Here is a 16371-nt window from a genome sequence, read left to right as displayed (position 1 = left end):
GCTATAGCATCTGATACGTCTTTATTACCTTTTCGTTTCAGTTCTAGGCGTGCGTAGACTGCCCAACCTTACTCTTGCCGTTAGAATGTCTATATAAAAGAAGAATTCCTAACGAGCACAAGCTAACGAGGAGCAACACGCTGTATACATGCTGATATGCTTTTGCAGGAGAGATATCACGCTGAGCATGCAGCAAAAGCCCGCAGACTGCAACAGATACAGAGCCTCCGAAGAATTGAACCAGTTGTAAAAGCCCCATACCAGAACCAATCCAAGTCCTTGGAAGAACTATAGAAGTTTCATTGTTTAAGGATGCCATCGTAGCTGAGAAAGCGGGAGAGAAGCATAGATAACCTAGCAGCAGTACTACAGGTGATACAGAAAGATTCAGGGCAAACACAGCCATAACGGCTGCAAGTATACAATGTCCAATCACTAAGAAGCGTATATTACCGTACCGATCAATAAAACGTCCCACATAACGGGTCAGAAATGCAGATAATAGCGCTCCCGGTGCGATATACAAACCAATCATCAGCGCTGATTTATCGAACAGATTAGCGAGCGCAAGCGGCATCAGGAACAAGTTCCCTAGGTTCAGCACCAGAATACAAAAGCCTACGGCAACCAGTTTCAAGTAACCCGGCATGGTAAGCAGCTGCGGATTAATGAATGATTCCTTGGCCTTCTTCAGATGTACGGCATGCACGATAATAGACACTACACCCACCGCTAGCCATACAAGCGACTGGGTAGTTACAGCTACCAGTAAACTTGCAGCATTTACAACGGTCAGCGCCGCCCCCAGGATGTCAAAGCTTGCAGGCTGTGGCTGTTCCTTAGGCAATAACCGCAGCAGTACCGGCAGCACGATAAGCACAAGGCAAGTTATGCCGAACAATCCGTTCCAGCCAAAGTACTGGCTGATGACACCTCCCACAATAGGACCCAAACCAAAGGCCATTGCACTACCCGCCGAGATCATCGCAATAGCAGCACCGCGTCTTTCAATCGGAACATAGCGACTGGCGAGTACAAGCCCCAATCCAGCCATAGATCCGGCGCCCGCAGATTGTAGGATTCTTGTAATCAATAGCATATTAAAGTCATGTGCGAACAATCCAAACACTGATGCTGTCCCAAGCGTAATTAAGCCAATGGTCAAGAGCTTGCGAATCGGCACCAAGTCGGATAACCGGCTATAAATAACCGTCGACAACGCATATCCAATCGAATAGCTGGAAATGACCCATGAGCCTAGGTCAGCAGAAATTTGGAGATCCTGAATAATGGTTGGAAGCGATACATTAAACATCGTTGTGTTCATCACTACAATAAAGAGGCACATCGTCCATAATGGCATGACAATTTTATCATTCATTCCTACTTTCTCATTCATTCCTACTCCATCCCTGTCCTAATTTATCTATACATGCTCAACTAATTTTATGCCTATAAAAAGAGGTTGGCAATTAGAAGAGGGAATTACTTGCGCCACATCAATCCACATACCAGTTCGATTATGATCTCCATTCTCCGCAATATATACTTGTAGTGTTTCAATCAGACCCGGCTTGTGATAATGATAAGATCTTAGAGGTATATTATATCGCGCATGAACTAGGAAAAGAGTGTTCACAAGAGTTCGCATAGAGAATTTCTAAATAGGAGGTAGTAGCCATGAGGGGTTTGACAAAAGAAGTTGCAATGGAAATTGTTCGACGTACGATGCATGTGATTGGGTACAACGTCAATGTTATGGACAAGCGAGGACGAATTATTGGGTCTGGAGATGGTAAGCGGTTAGGGCAATCACATGAGGGTGCATTACTCGCGATAGAGCGTCGTGGCAGATTCGAGATTGATCAGGAGAGCGCCGCTAGATTGCAGGGGGTATTGCCCGGCACGAACCTTGTTATTGAGTTTGAGAATGAGATTGTTGGTGTTATTGGGATTACTGGTGATCCCAAGGAAGTGACGAAGTATGGTGAATTGGTGAAGATGACGGCGGAAATGTATCTTGAGCATATGAAGCTGTTAGAGCAGGCTCAATGGGACAAACGAATGAAGGAGAATTTCCTGCTCGCGGTGATGAATGGCGATGAGGGGAACGTACAAACATTGCGACATCAAGCACAGCAGATTCATTTTCAGGTGGATAAGCCTCATATCGCATGCATCATTGAATTAATTAATCGTAATGAAGAGGATCTAATGGCAACAATGAAGCGGGTAACTGATGTATTAGAAGGACGCCCGGCTGTTCAATTGATTACCATTCGTAATGCCAGACAAGTTATTCTGGTCAAGGAGCATCTCCATGAGCGGAAGCCGCATACGGATATATGTGAAGGAATTCACCAGATAAGACGTTGGTTAGATGTAAAGGAGATTTCTCCACTACGTATCGCGGTAGGCAAACCTTTTACAGGGATTCAAGGGATGATGAAGTCCATTCAATCCGCAGAAGATACGATGCGTGCAGGCTATGCAATATATCCGGATGAGCCGGTTTATTATGCAACGGATCTGCAACTGGAGACGATGGTCGTTCCGAGTGTACATAATTGGATGTCGGAGGAGTTGCTGCAGCTATGGGCGCATTTTGTGGAGGAGGATCGTAGTGGTGAGCTTCAGCAGACATTAGCTCTATTTTACTTCGAAAGTGGGGAGCAACAGCATATCGCTGAACGACTGCGCATTCATCGGAATACGTTACGCTACCGACTCCAGCGTATAACCGAGCTCACAGGGAAGGATCCAAGAAATTATCAGGAGCTGTTCCTACTCATGAGTGCGCGTTGGTTATATTTGTTGGAGCATTCTGCTATGTCTTGTGATGAATAAGAGGATATATGTGCATATGCACAAAAAAAGACATCAATCGATGCGAAATGTTTATTTCTCCGCCTAATGAAACGCTTACAAATAAACGCTAAAGTATAGGTATGAGCTCAAACCACATATCGATATATACAACTCTGTGTAAACCTGGGGAGGAATAACTCATGACAGTGAGTGTAAGCGTTTTAGGTGCTTTAGCTGCTTTGGTTGTGGCAATCGTTCTAATATTGAAAAAAGTACCGCCAGCCTACGGCATGATGATTGGTGCATTAGTAGGTGGTTTAATCGGCGGCGTGAGTATGGTGGATACCATTACGCTGATGATGGATGGTGCTAAAGGGATGATTCCTGCCGTGCTTCGCATCTTGGCAGCAGGTGTGTTAGCAGGTGTATTGATTGAATCGGGCGCGGCGAAAAAGATTGCAGAGACGTTGGTTCAGAAGGCCGGCGAGACACGGGCATTACTCGCATTAGCCTTAGCAACAATGGTGCTTACAGCGGTCGGCGTATTCGTGGATGTAGCTGTTATTACTGTAGCACCCATTGCATTAGCTATTGCACAACGTGCGAATCTATCGAAATTGGCAATTCTGATCGCTATGATCGGCGGCGGTAAAGCCGGTAACATCATGTCACCTAACCCGAATGCGATTGCCGCATCAGATGCATTTCATATTCCATTAACTTCGTTGATGGCAGCAGGTATAATCCCAGCCGTATTCGGGATTATCGTAACGTACTTCATCGCAAAGCGTTTAAATAATAAAGGCAGTAAAGTAGAAGCTTCTGAGGTAACGAATAATCCGAATGAGCAGCTTCCAAGCTTCTTTACAGCCTTTCTAGCTCCACTTGTAGCCATTATCTTGTTATCCCTTCGTCCAATTGCAGGCATCGTAATCGATCCAGTTATCGCGCTTCCAGTAGGAGGTATCGTAGGCGCCATTGCAATGGGAAGATTTAAGAAGTTAAATGAGTTCGCTGTATTTGGTCTTGGTAAAATGACGGGTGTAGCCGTCATGTTAATCGGGACAGGTACACTAGCTGGTATCATTGCAAATTCGCAACTAAAGGATGTTATTATCGACGGCCTTACTGCATCTGGCCTACCGGCATACTTGCTTGCTCCAATCAGTGGTGCGTTAATGTCTCTTGCAACAGCATCGACAACAGCAGGCACAGCCGTAGCAAGCTCTGTGTTCGGCTCCACCATCATGGGACTTGGCGTAGCTTCGCTAGGAGCAGGGGCAATGATTCACTCTGGTGCGACTGTATTAGACCACATGCCTCACGGCAGCTTCTTCCACGCAACTGGTGGCAGTGTGAACATGCAGATGAAAGAGCGTCTGAAATTGATTCCTTATGAAACCGCAGTTGGTCTAACACTAGCGATCGTTTCGACATTAGTATTCGGTGTATTCCAATGGTTCCTATAACAACTGTTGAAGCATAAACAACACAAAAGGATGTGAAGAGCATGAAGTTTGTATTGGCACCAGATTCATTCAAAGAAAGTATGACAGCAATGGAAGCCTGTGAGGCCATAGAACGAGGACTTCGTACCTCTTTTCCCGATGCAGAATATATTAAAGTTCCGATGGCAGATGGCGGCGAAGGTACGGTTCAGTCACTCGTCGATGCGACAGGCGGACGAATTGTACATTGTGACGTAACAGGGCCGCTCGGTCAGCCTGTGAATGCATTTTATGGCATTATGGGAGATGGAAAGACCGCGATTATTGAGATGGCAGCTGCTTCTGGACTTGGACTTGTGCCGAAGGAAGAGCGTAATCCGTTGATCACCACGACAAAGGGTACAGGAGAGCTTATCGTTCATGCGCTGAATGCAGGCGTACGTTCTATTATTATGGGTCTTGGTGGCAGTGCAACCAACGATGGCGGTGTAGGCATGGCACAAGCGCTTGGATTCCGCTTCCTGCGAGAAGATGGAACGGAGATTGGATACGGTGGAGGATCGCTAAGTGAAGTTACCCGTATTGATAGTGATCATGTAGATCCGAGACTCCAAGGTGTACAAGTGGTAGCCGCATGTGACGTAGACAATCCGTTAACTGGTGAGCGCGGGGCATCCGCCATCTTCGGTCCGCAAAAAGGTGCAACACCCGACATGGTGAAGCAATTGGATGCAAATCTTGCACGTTTAGCAAACATCATTGAGCGCGATCTCGGAAAAGAAGTGAATGATACAGCAGGTGCGGGTGCAGCAGGTGGACTTGGTGCTGGCGTAATGGCCTTCCTGGGAGCCAGGTTGAAGCGAGGCGTGAACATCGTCGTCGATGCCATGAAGCTTGCGGATAAAGTGAAAGATGCGGATTATGTCATCACAGGCGAAGGGGGTATGGATAGCCAAACCGTCTATGGTAAAACACCGATTGGTGTTGCCAAAGTAGCACAAGCCGCCGGTGTACCTGTTATTGCCTTAGCGGGTTCCCTCGGTACTGGCGTAGAAGCCGTGTACGAGCATGGTATCGATATGTTCTTCTCCATCGTGCCTGGAGTATGTACGTTAGATAAAGCGCTCACCGATGCTTCCTTCAACATGGAGCGCACCGCGCGCAATATAGGTACATTAATCAAACATAGTAAACGTTAATCGCAAGTATAGACGCCTTCTGCGTCGCGTGGAATTAATTATTATATTAAAAAAAAGATCTGACTCATGCCATGAAGCTGAGTCAGATCTTTTATTTCGTTTTTGCAAGCTAATCTAAGCTTAAGTTTAGGACACTTGAGATTCCTTAGTAAGAACAGGTACGGTGTTATCCGCTACCTGCACATCATCCTTTGTCTTGGAGAGGACAATGTTCAGTACAATCGCTGTAAGCGAACCGGATACGATACCGTTCTGTAGCAGCATCCGCGCAAATTCAGGCAGCTCTGCGAACATTGCAGGAAGTGTCGCTGAACCTAAGCCAACAGCAATACTGCAAGCAGCAATCAGTAGATTACCATCCTTACGGAGATCCACATCGGATAGAATGGATATCCCGGAAACGGCAACCGACCCGAACATGACAATCATGGCTCCACCAAGTACGGCATTCGGTACAATCGTCGTCAAGGCAGCCAGCTTAGGCAGGATTCCTAGTACAATCATGATCCCGCCAGCGGCAAAAATAACATTACGGGTCTTAATGCGAGACAGCGAAATCAAACCCACATTTTGAGAAAAAGCAGTGTATGGGAAGGCATTAAAAATTCCGCCCAGCATAATTGCTACTCCCTCGGAACGCAGTCCGTTTACGATCTGCTTCTGTTCAACTTTCTGATCAATTACTTTACCTACCGCAAAGTAAACCCCAGTAGACTCCACCATACTAACAATGTTAACGATGATCATAGTGAAGATTGCAGTAAGACTGAATTCAGGCCATCCGAAGTAAAACGGTTGTGCGATGCTTACCCAAGAAGCGTCACCTACCGTAGAAAAATTAACGATACCCATTCCATAAGCAATCGCTGTACCCACCACAAGACCTACCAGAACTGAGATCGAGCGCAGGAATCCAGTGGCGAAACGGTTAACTGCTAAAATGACAAGTAGTGTAATCAGTGCAAGCAACAAATTGCGGGGTTGTCCAAAATCAGCACTGCCTTCTCCGCCAGCAACGTTATTCATAGCAACTGGAATAAGAGATAACCCGATAATGGTCACGACAGAACCCGTTACAATGGTCGGGAAGAACTTCAGTAGCTTCCCATAAAGCGGGGCCGCAAGAACAACGAACAAACCGGAAATAATGATCGCACCATACGCAGTCGCCAGATTATGTGTCGAGGCAATCGCAATAATCGGGCCAACTGCTGTAAAGGTACATCCAAGAATAACCGGGAGCCTGCTACCAAAATACTTGGTGCCCATTATTTGCAGCAGTGTAGCCAATCCGCAAGTGAACAAATCGGCTGCGATGAGGTAAGCCATTTGAGTCCCATTTAGCTTCAAGGCACCCCCAACAATCAGCGGTACAATTACTGCTCCTGCATACATGGCTAGGACATGCTGAAGACCTAACGTAAATACCTTTTGCTTGCTTAACATCCCGCACTCTCCTTGATTTTCTCTAATGAGCTTTCATTATCAATGAAGTGAATTTCACCTGGTGACATAGATGCAATACGAGCCAAGGCATGGACTTCTATGCCTCTGTTCTCCAGAAGGCTCCGGCCTTCTTGGAAGCTCTTTTCAATGACACAGCCGACGCCAAGGAGCTCTGCTCCTGCCTCTTTTACGATATCAACCAATCCCACAAGTGCAGCACCAGTAGCGAGGAAATCATCCACAATAAGCACTTTGTCATTCGCTCCAAGATATTTCTGGGAGACGCTGACCAGATAGTCCTCTTGGCGAGTAAAGGAATGAACAGGTGCTGAGTAGACAGCCTCTGAGAGCGTCACTGCTTTCTTTTTCTTCGCATAAACAAACGGTACACCTAATGCAATCGCAGTAGCCATGGCGAACTGAATCCCACTAGCTTCAATCGTAATCACCTTAGTGATCGGTTGATGACCGAACAACTTTTTGAACTCTTGACCGATTTGCAGCGCTAGCTCCGTATCGACCTGATGATTCAGAAATGAATCTACCTTCAGTACCGTATCTGATAAAATAAGACCCTCTTGTCTAATGCGCTCTTGAAGTACTTTCATCGTGAACTAATCTCTCCTCTTCATTAAAAAAACAAAAAAAGGACAAATCCCTTGAGTCGTTTCTCTCAAGTGAATCTGTCCTTCTGGGCTTTTGTCCCTTAGTGGTGTAACACTACATAGTGTCCGCATCGCTCGGTCCAGACCTTTCCTCCAAAGAAGAAAGCGGAACCCTAGATGCGCTATTTCACTCATAGTCGGATAATTACGATGGTTATCCGGTAGAAACTTATGGGCCATATCCCCAAGATTATATGAGTTTTATTAATGTTCGATATGAATACCTTGTATATCTTACACGCTCTGTCTGGTGCTTACAAGCAAAATTTTTAGTGTTTTGCATACCATTTTCAGGTTATTTTCACGAAATTCAATTGTTTACATTTAGTAGGGGTTACTCCAAGATCTTCTGCGCCGTTTCTTCGGTCGTTACGAGCACATTCATATACCCGCCATTTAGCGCGCCCAAGATCCCCGAAACCTTCTCCAGCGATTCCGCTACACCAATAGCGTACCTCGCTCGTCTGATCTGCTCCAGCTCAATGGTCAACGTTCGGTCCGATATTGCTGTGCGTACAGGCAATCCATTGCCATCATAAAAACGCGAGCAAATATCACCAGCTACTTTCCCGTCCTCCAATTCATCAATCACAGCATCGCCATAAAATCCACGCCATGCCTCTTCGCCTTTAATTTCCGGTGATCCAATGCCGAATATAGCGATATCCAGCCGATCCCATGCCTTGGAAATGGTCTGATAATACTGCGAACGCATCAGTTGATCTCTGGTTTCCTTTTGCTCCGTGATCGCTGGCACGTCAATCATTAATGAGCGCGCACCCCACTTTAAGGCAGCTTGGTAGCAGATATTATTGACATGGTATCCGCTCTCCATCTTTCCAGATGGACCACCCACCGTAGGAACACAGGTTACAAAAGGCCTCTGTCCGAGGGTCAGATTGTCTACAACGGCAGCTAAGCTGCTTCCCCAAGAGAACCCAATCGTATCTTTCGGCTGAACCACTTGCTCCAGCCATCTTGCACAAGCCTGTCCAATGGCTTTACGCTTGATCACCCCGGACTGGGCTGGGTCTACCTCTACAACAATGGCTTCCTTCAGCCCGAACCGTTCTTTCAATTCCTGCTCCAGTGTACAATGATCTCCAATATCGTAATTGATGGTGATTGTAACGATGCCCTCTTCACGGACTCTCTTCAGCATCCTACTTATGGTGGTGCGATATATGCCAAGTTCATTAGAAATTTCACTTTGCGTTAAATTCTGCTCATAATACATTTGTGCAATCTTAATGAGCAGCTTTCTGTCTTCTTTTCGATCCATGATAGAACTCCTCGCTTTTTTCAAGGATTTGACGAATCCATAACCCCTAGCTATACTGTAGACGATTATTTCGCACATTTTTTATTATATTGCACAAATGTGCAGATTATCAATTTTTTAATGGAGATGACCGGCTTTGAATATGGACTTTAGAAAGAAAAGTTGTGCCGCAGAAGCTCTAAAGTATATTGAGAATGACACAACCATTGGTTTAGGTGGGGGTAGTACGATTTCCTATTTAATCGGAAATATTAAAAAAGCAGATCTTCGGGTAAAGGTAGTGACCCCCTCCTTCACTACAGCTTCACTCTGTGTCCAAAATGGATTGCAGGTTGTACCCACTTGGTCTGTTGACCGAATAGCTGTTGCTTTTGACGGCTGTGATGAGGTGGATGAGCAACTGCATGCGCTTAAGAGTGGTGGCGGCATTCATACGAAAGAAAAACTGATTGCTAGTATGGCGGATCATTATATATTGCTGGTAGATGAAACTAAACTTGTGAACAAGCTAACCTTCAAGCATCCCGTAGTATTGGAAATTCTTATGGATGCTCTTAGTTATGTTCAACATTCCGTGAAATCGCTGGGCGGCAAGCCTGAGATTCGAACAAGCGCAAGTAAGGATGGGTATACGGTCAGTGATCACGGCAATGTGCTGCTGGATGTCTTTTTTGACAAGGTAGAGGATAGCACTGCTCTTCAAACTGAACTCAAAGCCATTAACGGGGTCATTGAGACCTCCCTATTCACGAAAGAAGTTACCTCAGCACTTGTGGCTGGTTCAAATGGAATCAAGGTAATCTCTAAGTAAGCTCAAACAATCAAAACAGGCGAGGTGCTAACCATGAACAATCTGAAGTGGGCAATCATCGGCCCGGGAAGTATCGCTAATGAATTTGCGGCTGCTCTAGATGACATCGGCGGAACTTTATATGCGGTAGGATCACGAACCTTAGAGAAAGCCCAGGCGTTCGCGAGCCAATATGGAGCGGAGAAGGCTTATGGCAATTACAGCGAAATGCTGCAAGATCCAGAAATTGATGTCGTCTACATCTCAACACCACATAGTAACCACTACGAATACATCATAGAAAGCTTGCAGAATAACAAACATGTCCTCTGTGAAAAGGCGATCACCGTAAATAGCAAACAACTGCAGGAAATCGCCGAGCTTGCTAAACAAAAAAGCTTAGTCGTCGCAGAGGCTATGACCATCTACCATATGCCACTGTACAAAAAGCTACGGAAAATCGTGGATGAAGGTAAGATCGGACGCCTCAAAATGGTGCAAGTCTCCTTTGGCAGCCATAAAGAATATGATGTGAACAACCGTTTCTTCAGCAAAGATTTGGCTGGAGGGGCGCTGCTGGATATTGGGACGTATGCCTTGTCCTTCACAAGATTCTTCCTGTCCAAACAGCCACAGGAAATTCTAACGACAGTGAAACGTTTTGAGACAGGCGTCGATGAACAATCCGGAATCATTCTGAACAACGATGCGGATGAAATGGCGATCATCTCCCTTACCATGCGCTCCAAAATGCCTAAACGCGGCGTCGTTGCTGGAGAACTTGGCTTTATTACTGTAGACAATTTCCCACGGGCCTCTACAGCTACAATTCAATATTTAGATGGCACCCTAGAAACGATCGAAGCCGGCGATACTTCCAAAGCGCTACAATACGAAATCGAGGATATGCAGCGCTATATCGCGGCAAAAGGCAACCAGGAAACCCTCAAGCTCTCCTTAGATGTCATGGACATTATGAGTAATGTTAGAGAACAATGGGGAATCAAATACAGCTTCGAATAACATACTGAACACAATAGATCAATCATCAAAGCGTTGGTATTCCCTTCAACTGAAGGAAGCCCAACGCTTTTTTGCGGATAATTTTCTAGGAATGGATGACAATATCCTTAGGTGATTTCTTATAGGTACTTTTTAGTACCTATAGCACTTTAAAGTACGTACTATACTTAAATGACTCATGCCTTCATAATTGCACTTACCGGCCGGTGATTATCAGAGTGTAGGAGTGAGAGACATGTTGTTAAACCAAAAAAGAAGTACCCTGGCACTCCTGGCTTTAGCCATTAGCGCCTTTGCGATCGGAACCACCGAGTTTATCAGTGTAGGGTTGCTGCCTTTAATCGCTGATGACCTGAATATACCGCTGACCACAGCTGGATTAACTGTTACTTTGTACGCTTTAGGGGTAACCTTTGGCGCCCCAATCTTAACGTCGCTGACCACGGCGATATCGCGCAAAACATTATTGCTTATCATTATGATTGTATTTATTATCGGCAATAGCCTTGCCGCGGCTGCGGACAGTATTACAATTCTGCTAATAGCTAGAGTAATATCTGCCCTTTCGCATGGTCTGTTCATGTCGATTGCTTCGACCATTGCCGCCGACCTTGTGCCTGAGAATCGTAAAGCCAGCGCTATTGCGATCATGTTCACAGGGCTAACCGTAGCTACTGTTACCGGTGTGCCACTGGGTACCTTTCTAGGGCAACAGTTAGGCTGGAGAGCTGCATTCATCGCCATTATTGCCATCGGGCTTATAGCGCTCATCGGTAATCTGATCTTGGTCCCTGCCACAGGGCTGCGCAAAGGAACCCGAACACCGCTTCGCGAACAAGTCAAACTCGTGAAGAACGGACGGTTACTGCTTGCCTTCGCAATCACTGCTTTAGGGTATGGAGGTACCTTTGTAGTCTTTACTTATTTATCTCCACTTCTCCATGAAATCAGCGGTTTCAAAGAGAGTACCGTTGCCATCATCCTTCTTGTTTATGGCATAGCGATCGCCATCGGCAACGTCATTGGAGGCAAATTAGCCAACCGTAACCCTATGAATGCCCTCTTCTACATGTTTGCTATACAAGCTGTTGTACTGTTCGTCTTAACCTTTACCGCACCCTTCAAAGTGGCTGCACTACTTACGATCTTCTTTATGGGATTGTTAGCCTTCATGAACGTACCTGGTCTACAAGTACACGTAGTTACACTTGCAGATCGATATGCTCCGAGTGCGCGAGATGTGGCATCTGCGCTGAATATTGCTGCTTTTAACGCTGGCATTGCCATCGGGGCCTATCTTGGCGGTATCGTCACGGATCATATGGGACTGATTCATACCACTTGGGTGGGTGCTATAATGGTTCTGTCCGCTGTATTCCTAACCGCTTGGAGTCGTGCGCTGGAGAAGAAAGATGAGACTCTTCTCCAGTCTGAGGCTGCTTAATCAGCCTTGCCTTAACATACCAATCAAACTCTTAAATATCTCAGGAGGTAATTTTATTATGGCTCAACATCTACAGGATACAACTGCATTACACAACGGGGTAAACATGCCTTGGCTTGGACTTGGTGTATTTCAAGTCGAAGAAGGCTCTGAGCTGATCCAAGCGGTCAAATCTGCTATTGCACACGGCTACCGCAGCATCGATACAGCAGCGATCTATCAGAATGAGACTGGCGTAGGTCAAGCGATCAAAGAAGCTTTGCAGGACAACAACCTGTCCAGAGAAGAGCTCTTCGTAACTTCAAAGGTCTGGACTGCAGATATGGGCTACGAAGAAACCATTGCCGCCTACGAAGCTAGCCTAGCTAAGCTTGGACTTGAATACCTTGATCTATATCTTATCCACTGGCCTGTAAAAGGAAAATATAAAGAGACTTGGAGAGCACTTGAAACCTTGTATAAAGAGGGACGCGTAAAAGCGATTGGGGTCAGCAATTTCCAGATCCATCATCTTGAAGATGTGATGAAGGATGCGGAAATTAAGCCGATGGTAAACCAAGTGGAGCTCCATCCTTATTTGAGTCAGCAAGCGCTGCTTAGCTTCTGCCAGGAACAAGGAATTCAACTGGAGGCTTGGTCTCCATTAATGCAAGGGCAATTGTTGGATCAGCCTGTACTGAAACAAATTGCAGCTAAACACAGTAAATCCGTAGCTCAAGTGATTATCCGTTGGGACCTGCAGCGTGGAATTATTACCATTCCAAAGTCTACTAAAGAGCACCGGATCATCGAAAACGTAGATGTGTTTGATTTTCTGTTAACAGAAGAGGATATGAATCTAATCAACGCTCTGAACCAAGATCAACGGGTAGGTCCTGACCCTGATAATTTCGACTTCTAAGAGATTAACCACTAGGTTAAGTAACAGTAAAAAAAGACCCTATCTTTCAGAAATGAAAGAGGGGTCCTTTTTGTCTTTACGCCCCTTGCACTAGCACAATAAGGATCGGCAACACAAGAAAGGAAGCAAGCGTCGTCCATAAAATACATTTGGATACCAGCTCTGGAGAGGCGTCAAATCGTTCCGCTAATACCACCGCGTTGACGGCAACTGGCATGGAGGCCAGAATCAGCATCACAGAGAATAAAATACCATCAATATGCAGAATAGATAATCCGAGGTAGGCCACTAGTGGAGCTAAGATTAATCGAATGATCATCCCTGCCCAAAAAGTAGACTGACCCTTACGTTCAGATGACATGGTTCGTACTTTGACCATCTGTGCACCCAGAATCGCCAGTACGACTGGTGAATAACCTCCGGCAACCATGGAGACCCCTGTAGCAAGCTCAGAAGGTAAATGCAGGTCAAATATTCTAAGAAAAAGTGCTAGCATAGCTGCATAGATGGCTGGGAGAGAGAACACGGACTTTACCGCATTTTTCACCGAGAACTGCGATCTAGCCGCAAAATAAACGCCCACAGTATTCACGATAATCATCTGCCCAATCACATAAACAGAAGCCTTATCGAGCCCAAGCTGTCCGAAAGCCAGCAACACCAAGGGAAGTCCATAATTCACACTATTCGTAAATGTCGAGACCAGAGTCAATCCCGATATTTCAGAGGGGCCGAGCTTCAATAACTTTCCGATGATATTTGCAATCGCCCATAAAAAGCACAGATTTAGCAGCGAAAAAGCGAGCGTCTTGTAAATATCATCCATAGAAATCTCGGCCGTAGCCAGTGTATTAAGAATAATAGCCGGCGTTAAAAAGTATAAATAGAGCGTCAATAACGGCTTGGTATCCAAATTCTTAAACCGTCCAAGCAGTGCACCGACGATCACCGGAATGGATAATGGCACGATGACTTGATACAACGTTGATAACACGCTCTGGATCATGAACAGTACTCCTCTGCTCTAAGTTACTCTAAACTATAAGCGCAACAGAGCATGACGTCTAAGATATGAAATCAATATACACAATAGCCATTACCTATAATTAAAAAAGGTCTCAACCCCTATAACGGGGTTGAGACCTTTTTATCATGTGTTACATCATTTTGATTTCAAGCAATTCATATTTGATGATACCCATTGGTGCGTTTACACTAACGATATCCCCGACTTTTTTACCCAGCAATTCCTTGCCCAGCGGACTTTCATAGGAAATCTTGTTGTTTAGGACATCTGCTTCAGCAGCCCCTACAATTCTATATTCAATCTTCTCGGAGTATTCGATATCGTTCAGGGTAACGATACAACCCATACTAACCTTTGACAGATCCATCTGACTCTCATCTACGATCTTGGCTTTGGTCAGCATTTTCTCCAAAATCATAATACGAGTCTCCATGAACGATTGGTCGTCCTTGGCCGAATGGTACTCGCTATTTTCCTTCAAGTCTCCATAGCTGATCGCCAATTTGAGCCGTGCTGCCAATTCCTTGCGCCCTGGGCCCTTCAATTCCTTCAGTTCTTCCTCTAATTGAGCCAATCCTTCTTTGGTCAAGAACACTTCTTCATTAGACATGTATACAACTCCTATTTTGGATGCTTTTTAATATTTTAACCTATATTTCACATTCATGCGACAAGCATAAACGTCTTCGGCGTCCTTGTAAGGACGGTAAGCGTTTAAGCGAGAAATATAAAAATTAAAGTATAGGTGCAAAACCTATACTTTCTTATATTTAAATAAAAATCCCTGCCACAATTGAACATTGGGCAAGGATGTCAATGCTGCATCATTATTCTGGCAAATGCTCTTTACAGAAAAGGAGTAATGCTGCTTCCTCGTCCTCTTCCATATCAAAGTCAAGCAACTGACCTGTTGTTGTCTCCTGTAGATCATAACTCACGATGCTAACTTGATCTTCATCCACTTTAATAATCGCTCTAGCGGATACTCCGTTCTCTACATAGAGCTCATCATCTTCTGGAACATCCAGTTGAACCACGAATTCATACCGTTTACCGGTTAGTATACCAAAAGGATCTTTAACATTCTCCACGTTGTAGCTTGTAAATGTCAACATTGCTCAATCAACCTCTTTTCCTAATACCTGCCACGTCATTGTATCACAAAAAGCTGCATGAAGGGGTCGCCCGTCCCTCAAGCCATAGCTTTCGACTTCTTGATCTGCTTGCTTCGCAATTGTCCGCAAGCAGCATCAATATCTACACCATGCTCCAGACGAGTACTTACGCTGACGCCCTGCTTCTTCAAGGTATCAAAAAAGGCTCGTACGGTCTCCCGCTCGCTTCTTTGATATTGACTGTGCTCATCGACTGGATTATAAGGAATCAAGTTCACATTGACGAGCTGGCGCCGGTCGCCGATTAGCTCGGTCAGCTCAAGCGCATGCTCCTTGCCGTCATTTACATCCTTCATCAGAATGTATTCTAACGTAATTCTGCGATTTGTTTTTTCCAAATAATAATCTATGGACTCCATTAGCTTCTCAATTGGAATGGCCTTGTTAATCTTCATAATCTTCGTCCGCAGCTCATTATTAGGCGCGTGAAGCGATACTGCCAAGTTCACCTGTGTATTCGCATCGGCGAATTCAACGATTTTGTTAGCAAGCCCACTCGTCGATACAGTAATACCTCTTCCTGCGATGGCTAATCCCTTGTGGTCCTTAATAATCGATAAGAAATTGAGCAGGTTCTTGAAGTTGTCGAACGGTTCGCCAATTCCCATGACTACAACGTGACTAACCTTTTGTTCGAGGTTTGCTGCATCCAAATGCTGCTGAACCTTCATAATCTGCTCTACAATCTCACCGCTGGAAAGATCACGACTTTTCGCTAACAGTCCACTAGCGCAAAAGCTGCAGCCGATATTACATCCAACCTGAGTAGTGACACATACGGACAAACCGTATTTCTGTCTCATGAGCACCGTCTCGATCAGGTTGCCATCCTTTAAACGGAACAGGAACTTGATCGTCCCATCCGCAGACTCCTGCTTCACATGTTCTTCCAGCGTATGGATCACATAGTGCTGCTCCAATAATTCTACACAATCTTTATTTACATCGAGCATTTCTGAGAATTCTGTAATCCGCTTCCGATAAAGCCAATCCCAGACCTGCGTAGCTCGAAATTTTTTATGTCCACGTTCTAACAGCCATGCCGCCAGTTGATCAAAAGTTAATCCATAAATGGATTCCATATTCATTCGTTATCCTCTTTTCAAAACATTAAAGTTCAGTCCATCACTACTCATTGTCTCAAATTTTTTTTATTTAAACAA

15 protein-coding genes and 1 riboswitch are annotated in these 16371 nt (G+C 45.1%); of the genes, 7 read left to right on the top strand and 8 right to left on the bottom strand.

Annotation, left to right across the window (positions count from 1 at the left end):
* Nucleotides 1–43 precede the first annotated feature (43 nt).
* Nucleotides 44–1399 carry an MFS transporter gene (locus tag MKX60_RS04990; RefSeq protein ID WP_341059193.1) on the bottom strand — a complete coding sequence of 452 codons (1356 nt, stop codon included), beginning with the start codon at nt 1397–1399 and terminating at the stop codon, nt 44–46.
* Nucleotides 1400–1680: 281 nt separating this feature from the next.
* Here MKX60_RS04990 and MKX60_RS04985 point away from each other — a divergent pair, with 281 nt between their 5' ends.
* The 3 genes from MKX60_RS04985 (at nt 1681) to MKX60_RS04975 (ending at nt 5455) form a co-directional block, all read left to right on the top strand.
* Nucleotides 1681–2847, top strand: a complete 1167-nt coding sequence (locus tag MKX60_RS04985) for a sugar diacid recognition domain-containing protein (protein ID WP_341059191.1) — start codon at nt 1681–1683, stop codon at nt 2845–2847.
* A 161-nt stretch (nt 2848–3008) separates the two neighbouring features.
* Nucleotides 3009–4277: a GntP family permease gene (locus tag MKX60_RS04980; protein WP_076284937.1), complete on the top strand. Its 1269-nt coding sequence runs from the start codon at nt 3009–3011 to the stop codon at nt 4275–4277.
* Between the two features lie 41 nt (nt 4278–4318).
* Nucleotides 4319–5455: a glycerate kinase gene (locus MKX60_RS04975; RefSeq protein ID WP_076284938.1), complete on the top strand. Its 1137-nt coding sequence runs from the start codon at nt 4319–4321 to the stop codon at nt 5453–5455.
* Nucleotides 5456–5581: 126 nt separating this feature from the next.
* Here the strand turns inward: MKX60_RS04975 and MKX60_RS04970 are convergent, their stop codons facing one another.
* The 3 genes from MKX60_RS04970 to MKX60_RS04960 form a co-directional block, all read right to left on the bottom strand.
* Nucleotides 5582–6901, bottom strand: a complete 1320-nt coding sequence (locus tag MKX60_RS04970; RefSeq protein WP_341059190.1) for a nucleobase:cation symporter-2 family protein — start codon at nt 6899–6901, stop codon at nt 5582–5584.
* Complete coding sequence (locus MKX60_RS04965; protein WP_339799366.1) at nt 6895–7509, bottom strand: xanthine phosphoribosyltransferase; 615 nt, start codon at nt 7507–7509, stop codon at nt 6895–6897. Before MKX60_RS04965 ends, MKX60_RS04970 begins: the two co-directional genes overlap by 7 nt.
* 171 nt (nt 7510–7680) lie before the next feature.
* A riboswitch (purine riboswitch) is annotated at nt 7681–7784 on the bottom strand.
* A gap of 116 nt (nt 7785–7900) precedes the next feature.
* Complete coding sequence (locus MKX60_RS04960; protein ID WP_076298009.1) at nt 7901–8848, bottom strand: sugar-binding transcriptional regulator; 948 nt, start codon at nt 8846–8848, stop codon at nt 7901–7903.
* A 142-nt stretch (nt 8849–8990) separates the two neighbouring features.
* Here MKX60_RS04960 and rpiA point away from each other — a divergent pair, with 142 nt between their 5' ends.
* From rpiA to MKX60_RS04940, 4 genes are all read left to right on the top strand, one after another.
* A complete protein-coding gene (gene rpiA / locus MKX60_RS04955; protein ID WP_341060272.1) occupies nt 8991–9659 on the top strand; it encodes a ribose 5-phosphate isomerase A in 669 nt (222 codons plus the stop codon).
* Between the two features lie 33 nt (nt 9660–9692).
* Nucleotides 9693–10661, top strand: a complete 969-nt coding sequence (locus MKX60_RS04950; RefSeq protein WP_340973404.1) for a Gfo/Idh/MocA family protein — start codon at nt 9693–9695, stop codon at nt 10659–10661.
* A gap of 235 nt (nt 10662–10896) precedes the next feature.
* On the top strand, nt 10897–12105 hold the full coding sequence (locus MKX60_RS04945) for an MFS transporter (RefSeq protein WP_076284942.1): 1209 nt from the start codon (nt 10897–10899) through the stop codon (nt 12103–12105).
* Nucleotides 12106–12163: 58 nt separating this feature from the next.
* On the top strand, nt 12164–13006 hold the full coding sequence (locus tag MKX60_RS04940; RefSeq protein WP_339243952.1) for an aldo/keto reductase: 843 nt from the start codon (nt 12164–12166) through the stop codon (nt 13004–13006).
* A 76-nt stretch (nt 13007–13082) separates the two neighbouring features.
* Here the strand turns inward: MKX60_RS04940 and MKX60_RS04935 are convergent, their stop codons facing one another.
* The 4 genes from MKX60_RS04935 to rlmN form a co-directional block, all read right to left on the bottom strand.
* Nucleotides 13083–14012, bottom strand: a complete 930-nt coding sequence (locus MKX60_RS04935; RefSeq protein ID WP_341059188.1) for an AEC family transporter — start codon at nt 14010–14012, stop codon at nt 13083–13085.
* 151 nt (nt 14013–14163) lie between these two features.
* Nucleotides 14164–14643, bottom strand: a complete 480-nt coding sequence (gene greA / locus MKX60_RS04930) for a transcription elongation factor GreA (protein ID WP_042131553.1) — start codon at nt 14641–14643, stop codon at nt 14164–14166.
* Between the two features lie 217 nt (nt 14644–14860).
* Nucleotides 14861–15148 (bottom strand): DUF6509 family protein, encoded by a 288-nt coding sequence (locus MKX60_RS04925; protein WP_042192802.1) that lies wholly within the window; start codon nt 15146–15148, stop codon nt 14861–14863.
* Nucleotides 15149–15225: 77 nt separating this feature from the next.
* Complete coding sequence (gene rlmN / locus MKX60_RS04920) at nt 15226–16296, bottom strand: 23S rRNA (adenine(2503)-C(2))-methyltransferase RlmN (RefSeq protein ID WP_042192804.1); 1071 nt, start codon at nt 16294–16296, stop codon at nt 15226–15228.
* Between the last annotated feature and the right edge of the window lie 75 nt (nt 16297–16371).

Origin of the sequence: Paenibacillus sp. FSL R5-0914 (genome assembly GCF_038004525.1) — a bacterium.
In the GTDB taxonomy this organism is placed as follows: Bacteria; Bacillota; Bacilli; order Paenibacillales; family Paenibacillaceae; genus Paenibacillus_AQ.
This window is presented reverse-complemented; position numbering and strand designations above follow the sequence as displayed.

Excerpts from the sequence above, each read along its gene's own strand:
- MKX60_RS04990 (WP_341059193.1), bottom strand. The coding sequence starts at position 1,399 with ATGAATGAGAAAGTAGGAATGAATGATAAAATTGTCATGCCATTATGG.
- MKX60_RS04985 (WP_341059191.1), top strand. The coding sequence starts at position 1,681 with ATGAGGGGTTTGACAAAAGAAGTTGCAATGGAAATTGTTCGACGTACG.
- MKX60_RS04980 (WP_076284937.1), top strand. The coding sequence starts at position 3,009 with ATGACAGTGAGTGTAAGCGTTTTAGGTGCTTTAGCTGCTTTGGTTGTG.
- MKX60_RS04975 (WP_076284938.1), top strand. The coding sequence starts at position 4,319 with ATGAAGTTTGTATTGGCACCAGATTCATTCAAAGAAAGTATGACAGCA.
- MKX60_RS04970 (WP_341059190.1), bottom strand. The coding sequence starts at position 6,901 with ATGTTAAGCAAGCAAAAGGTATTTACGTTAGGTCTTCAGCATGTCCTA.
- MKX60_RS04965 (WP_339799366.1), bottom strand. The coding sequence starts at position 7,509 with ATGAAAGTACTTCAAGAGCGCATTAGACAAGAGGGTCTTATTTTATCA.
- MKX60_RS04960 (WP_076298009.1), bottom strand. The coding sequence starts at position 8,848 with ATGGATCGAAAAGAAGACAGAAAGCTGCTCATTAAGATTGCACAAATG.
- rpiA (WP_341060272.1), top strand. The coding sequence starts at position 8,991 with ATGGACTTTAGAAAGAAAAGTTGTGCCGCAGAAGCTCTAAAGTATATT.
- MKX60_RS04950 (WP_340973404.1), top strand. The coding sequence starts at position 9,693 with ATGAACAATCTGAAGTGGGCAATCATCGGCCCGGGAAGTATCGCTAAT.
- MKX60_RS04945 (WP_076284942.1), top strand. The coding sequence starts at position 10,897 with ATGTTGTTAAACCAAAAAAGAAGTACCCTGGCACTCCTGGCTTTAGCC.
- MKX60_RS04940 (WP_339243952.1), top strand. The coding sequence starts at position 12,164 with ATGGCTCAACATCTACAGGATACAACTGCATTACACAACGGGGTAAAC.
- MKX60_RS04935 (WP_341059188.1), bottom strand. The coding sequence starts at position 14,012 with ATGATCCAGAGCGTGTTATCAACGTTGTATCAAGTCATCGTGCCATTA.
- greA (WP_042131553.1), bottom strand. The coding sequence starts at position 14,643 with ATGTCTAATGAAGAAGTGTTCTTGACCAAAGAAGGATTGGCTCAATTA.
- MKX60_RS04925 (WP_042192802.1), bottom strand. The coding sequence starts at position 15,148 with ATGTTGACATTTACAAGCTACAACGTGGAGAATGTTAAAGATCCTTTT.
- rlmN (WP_042192804.1), bottom strand. The coding sequence starts at position 16,296 with ATGAATATGGAATCCATTTATGGATTAACTTTTGATCAACTGGCGGCA.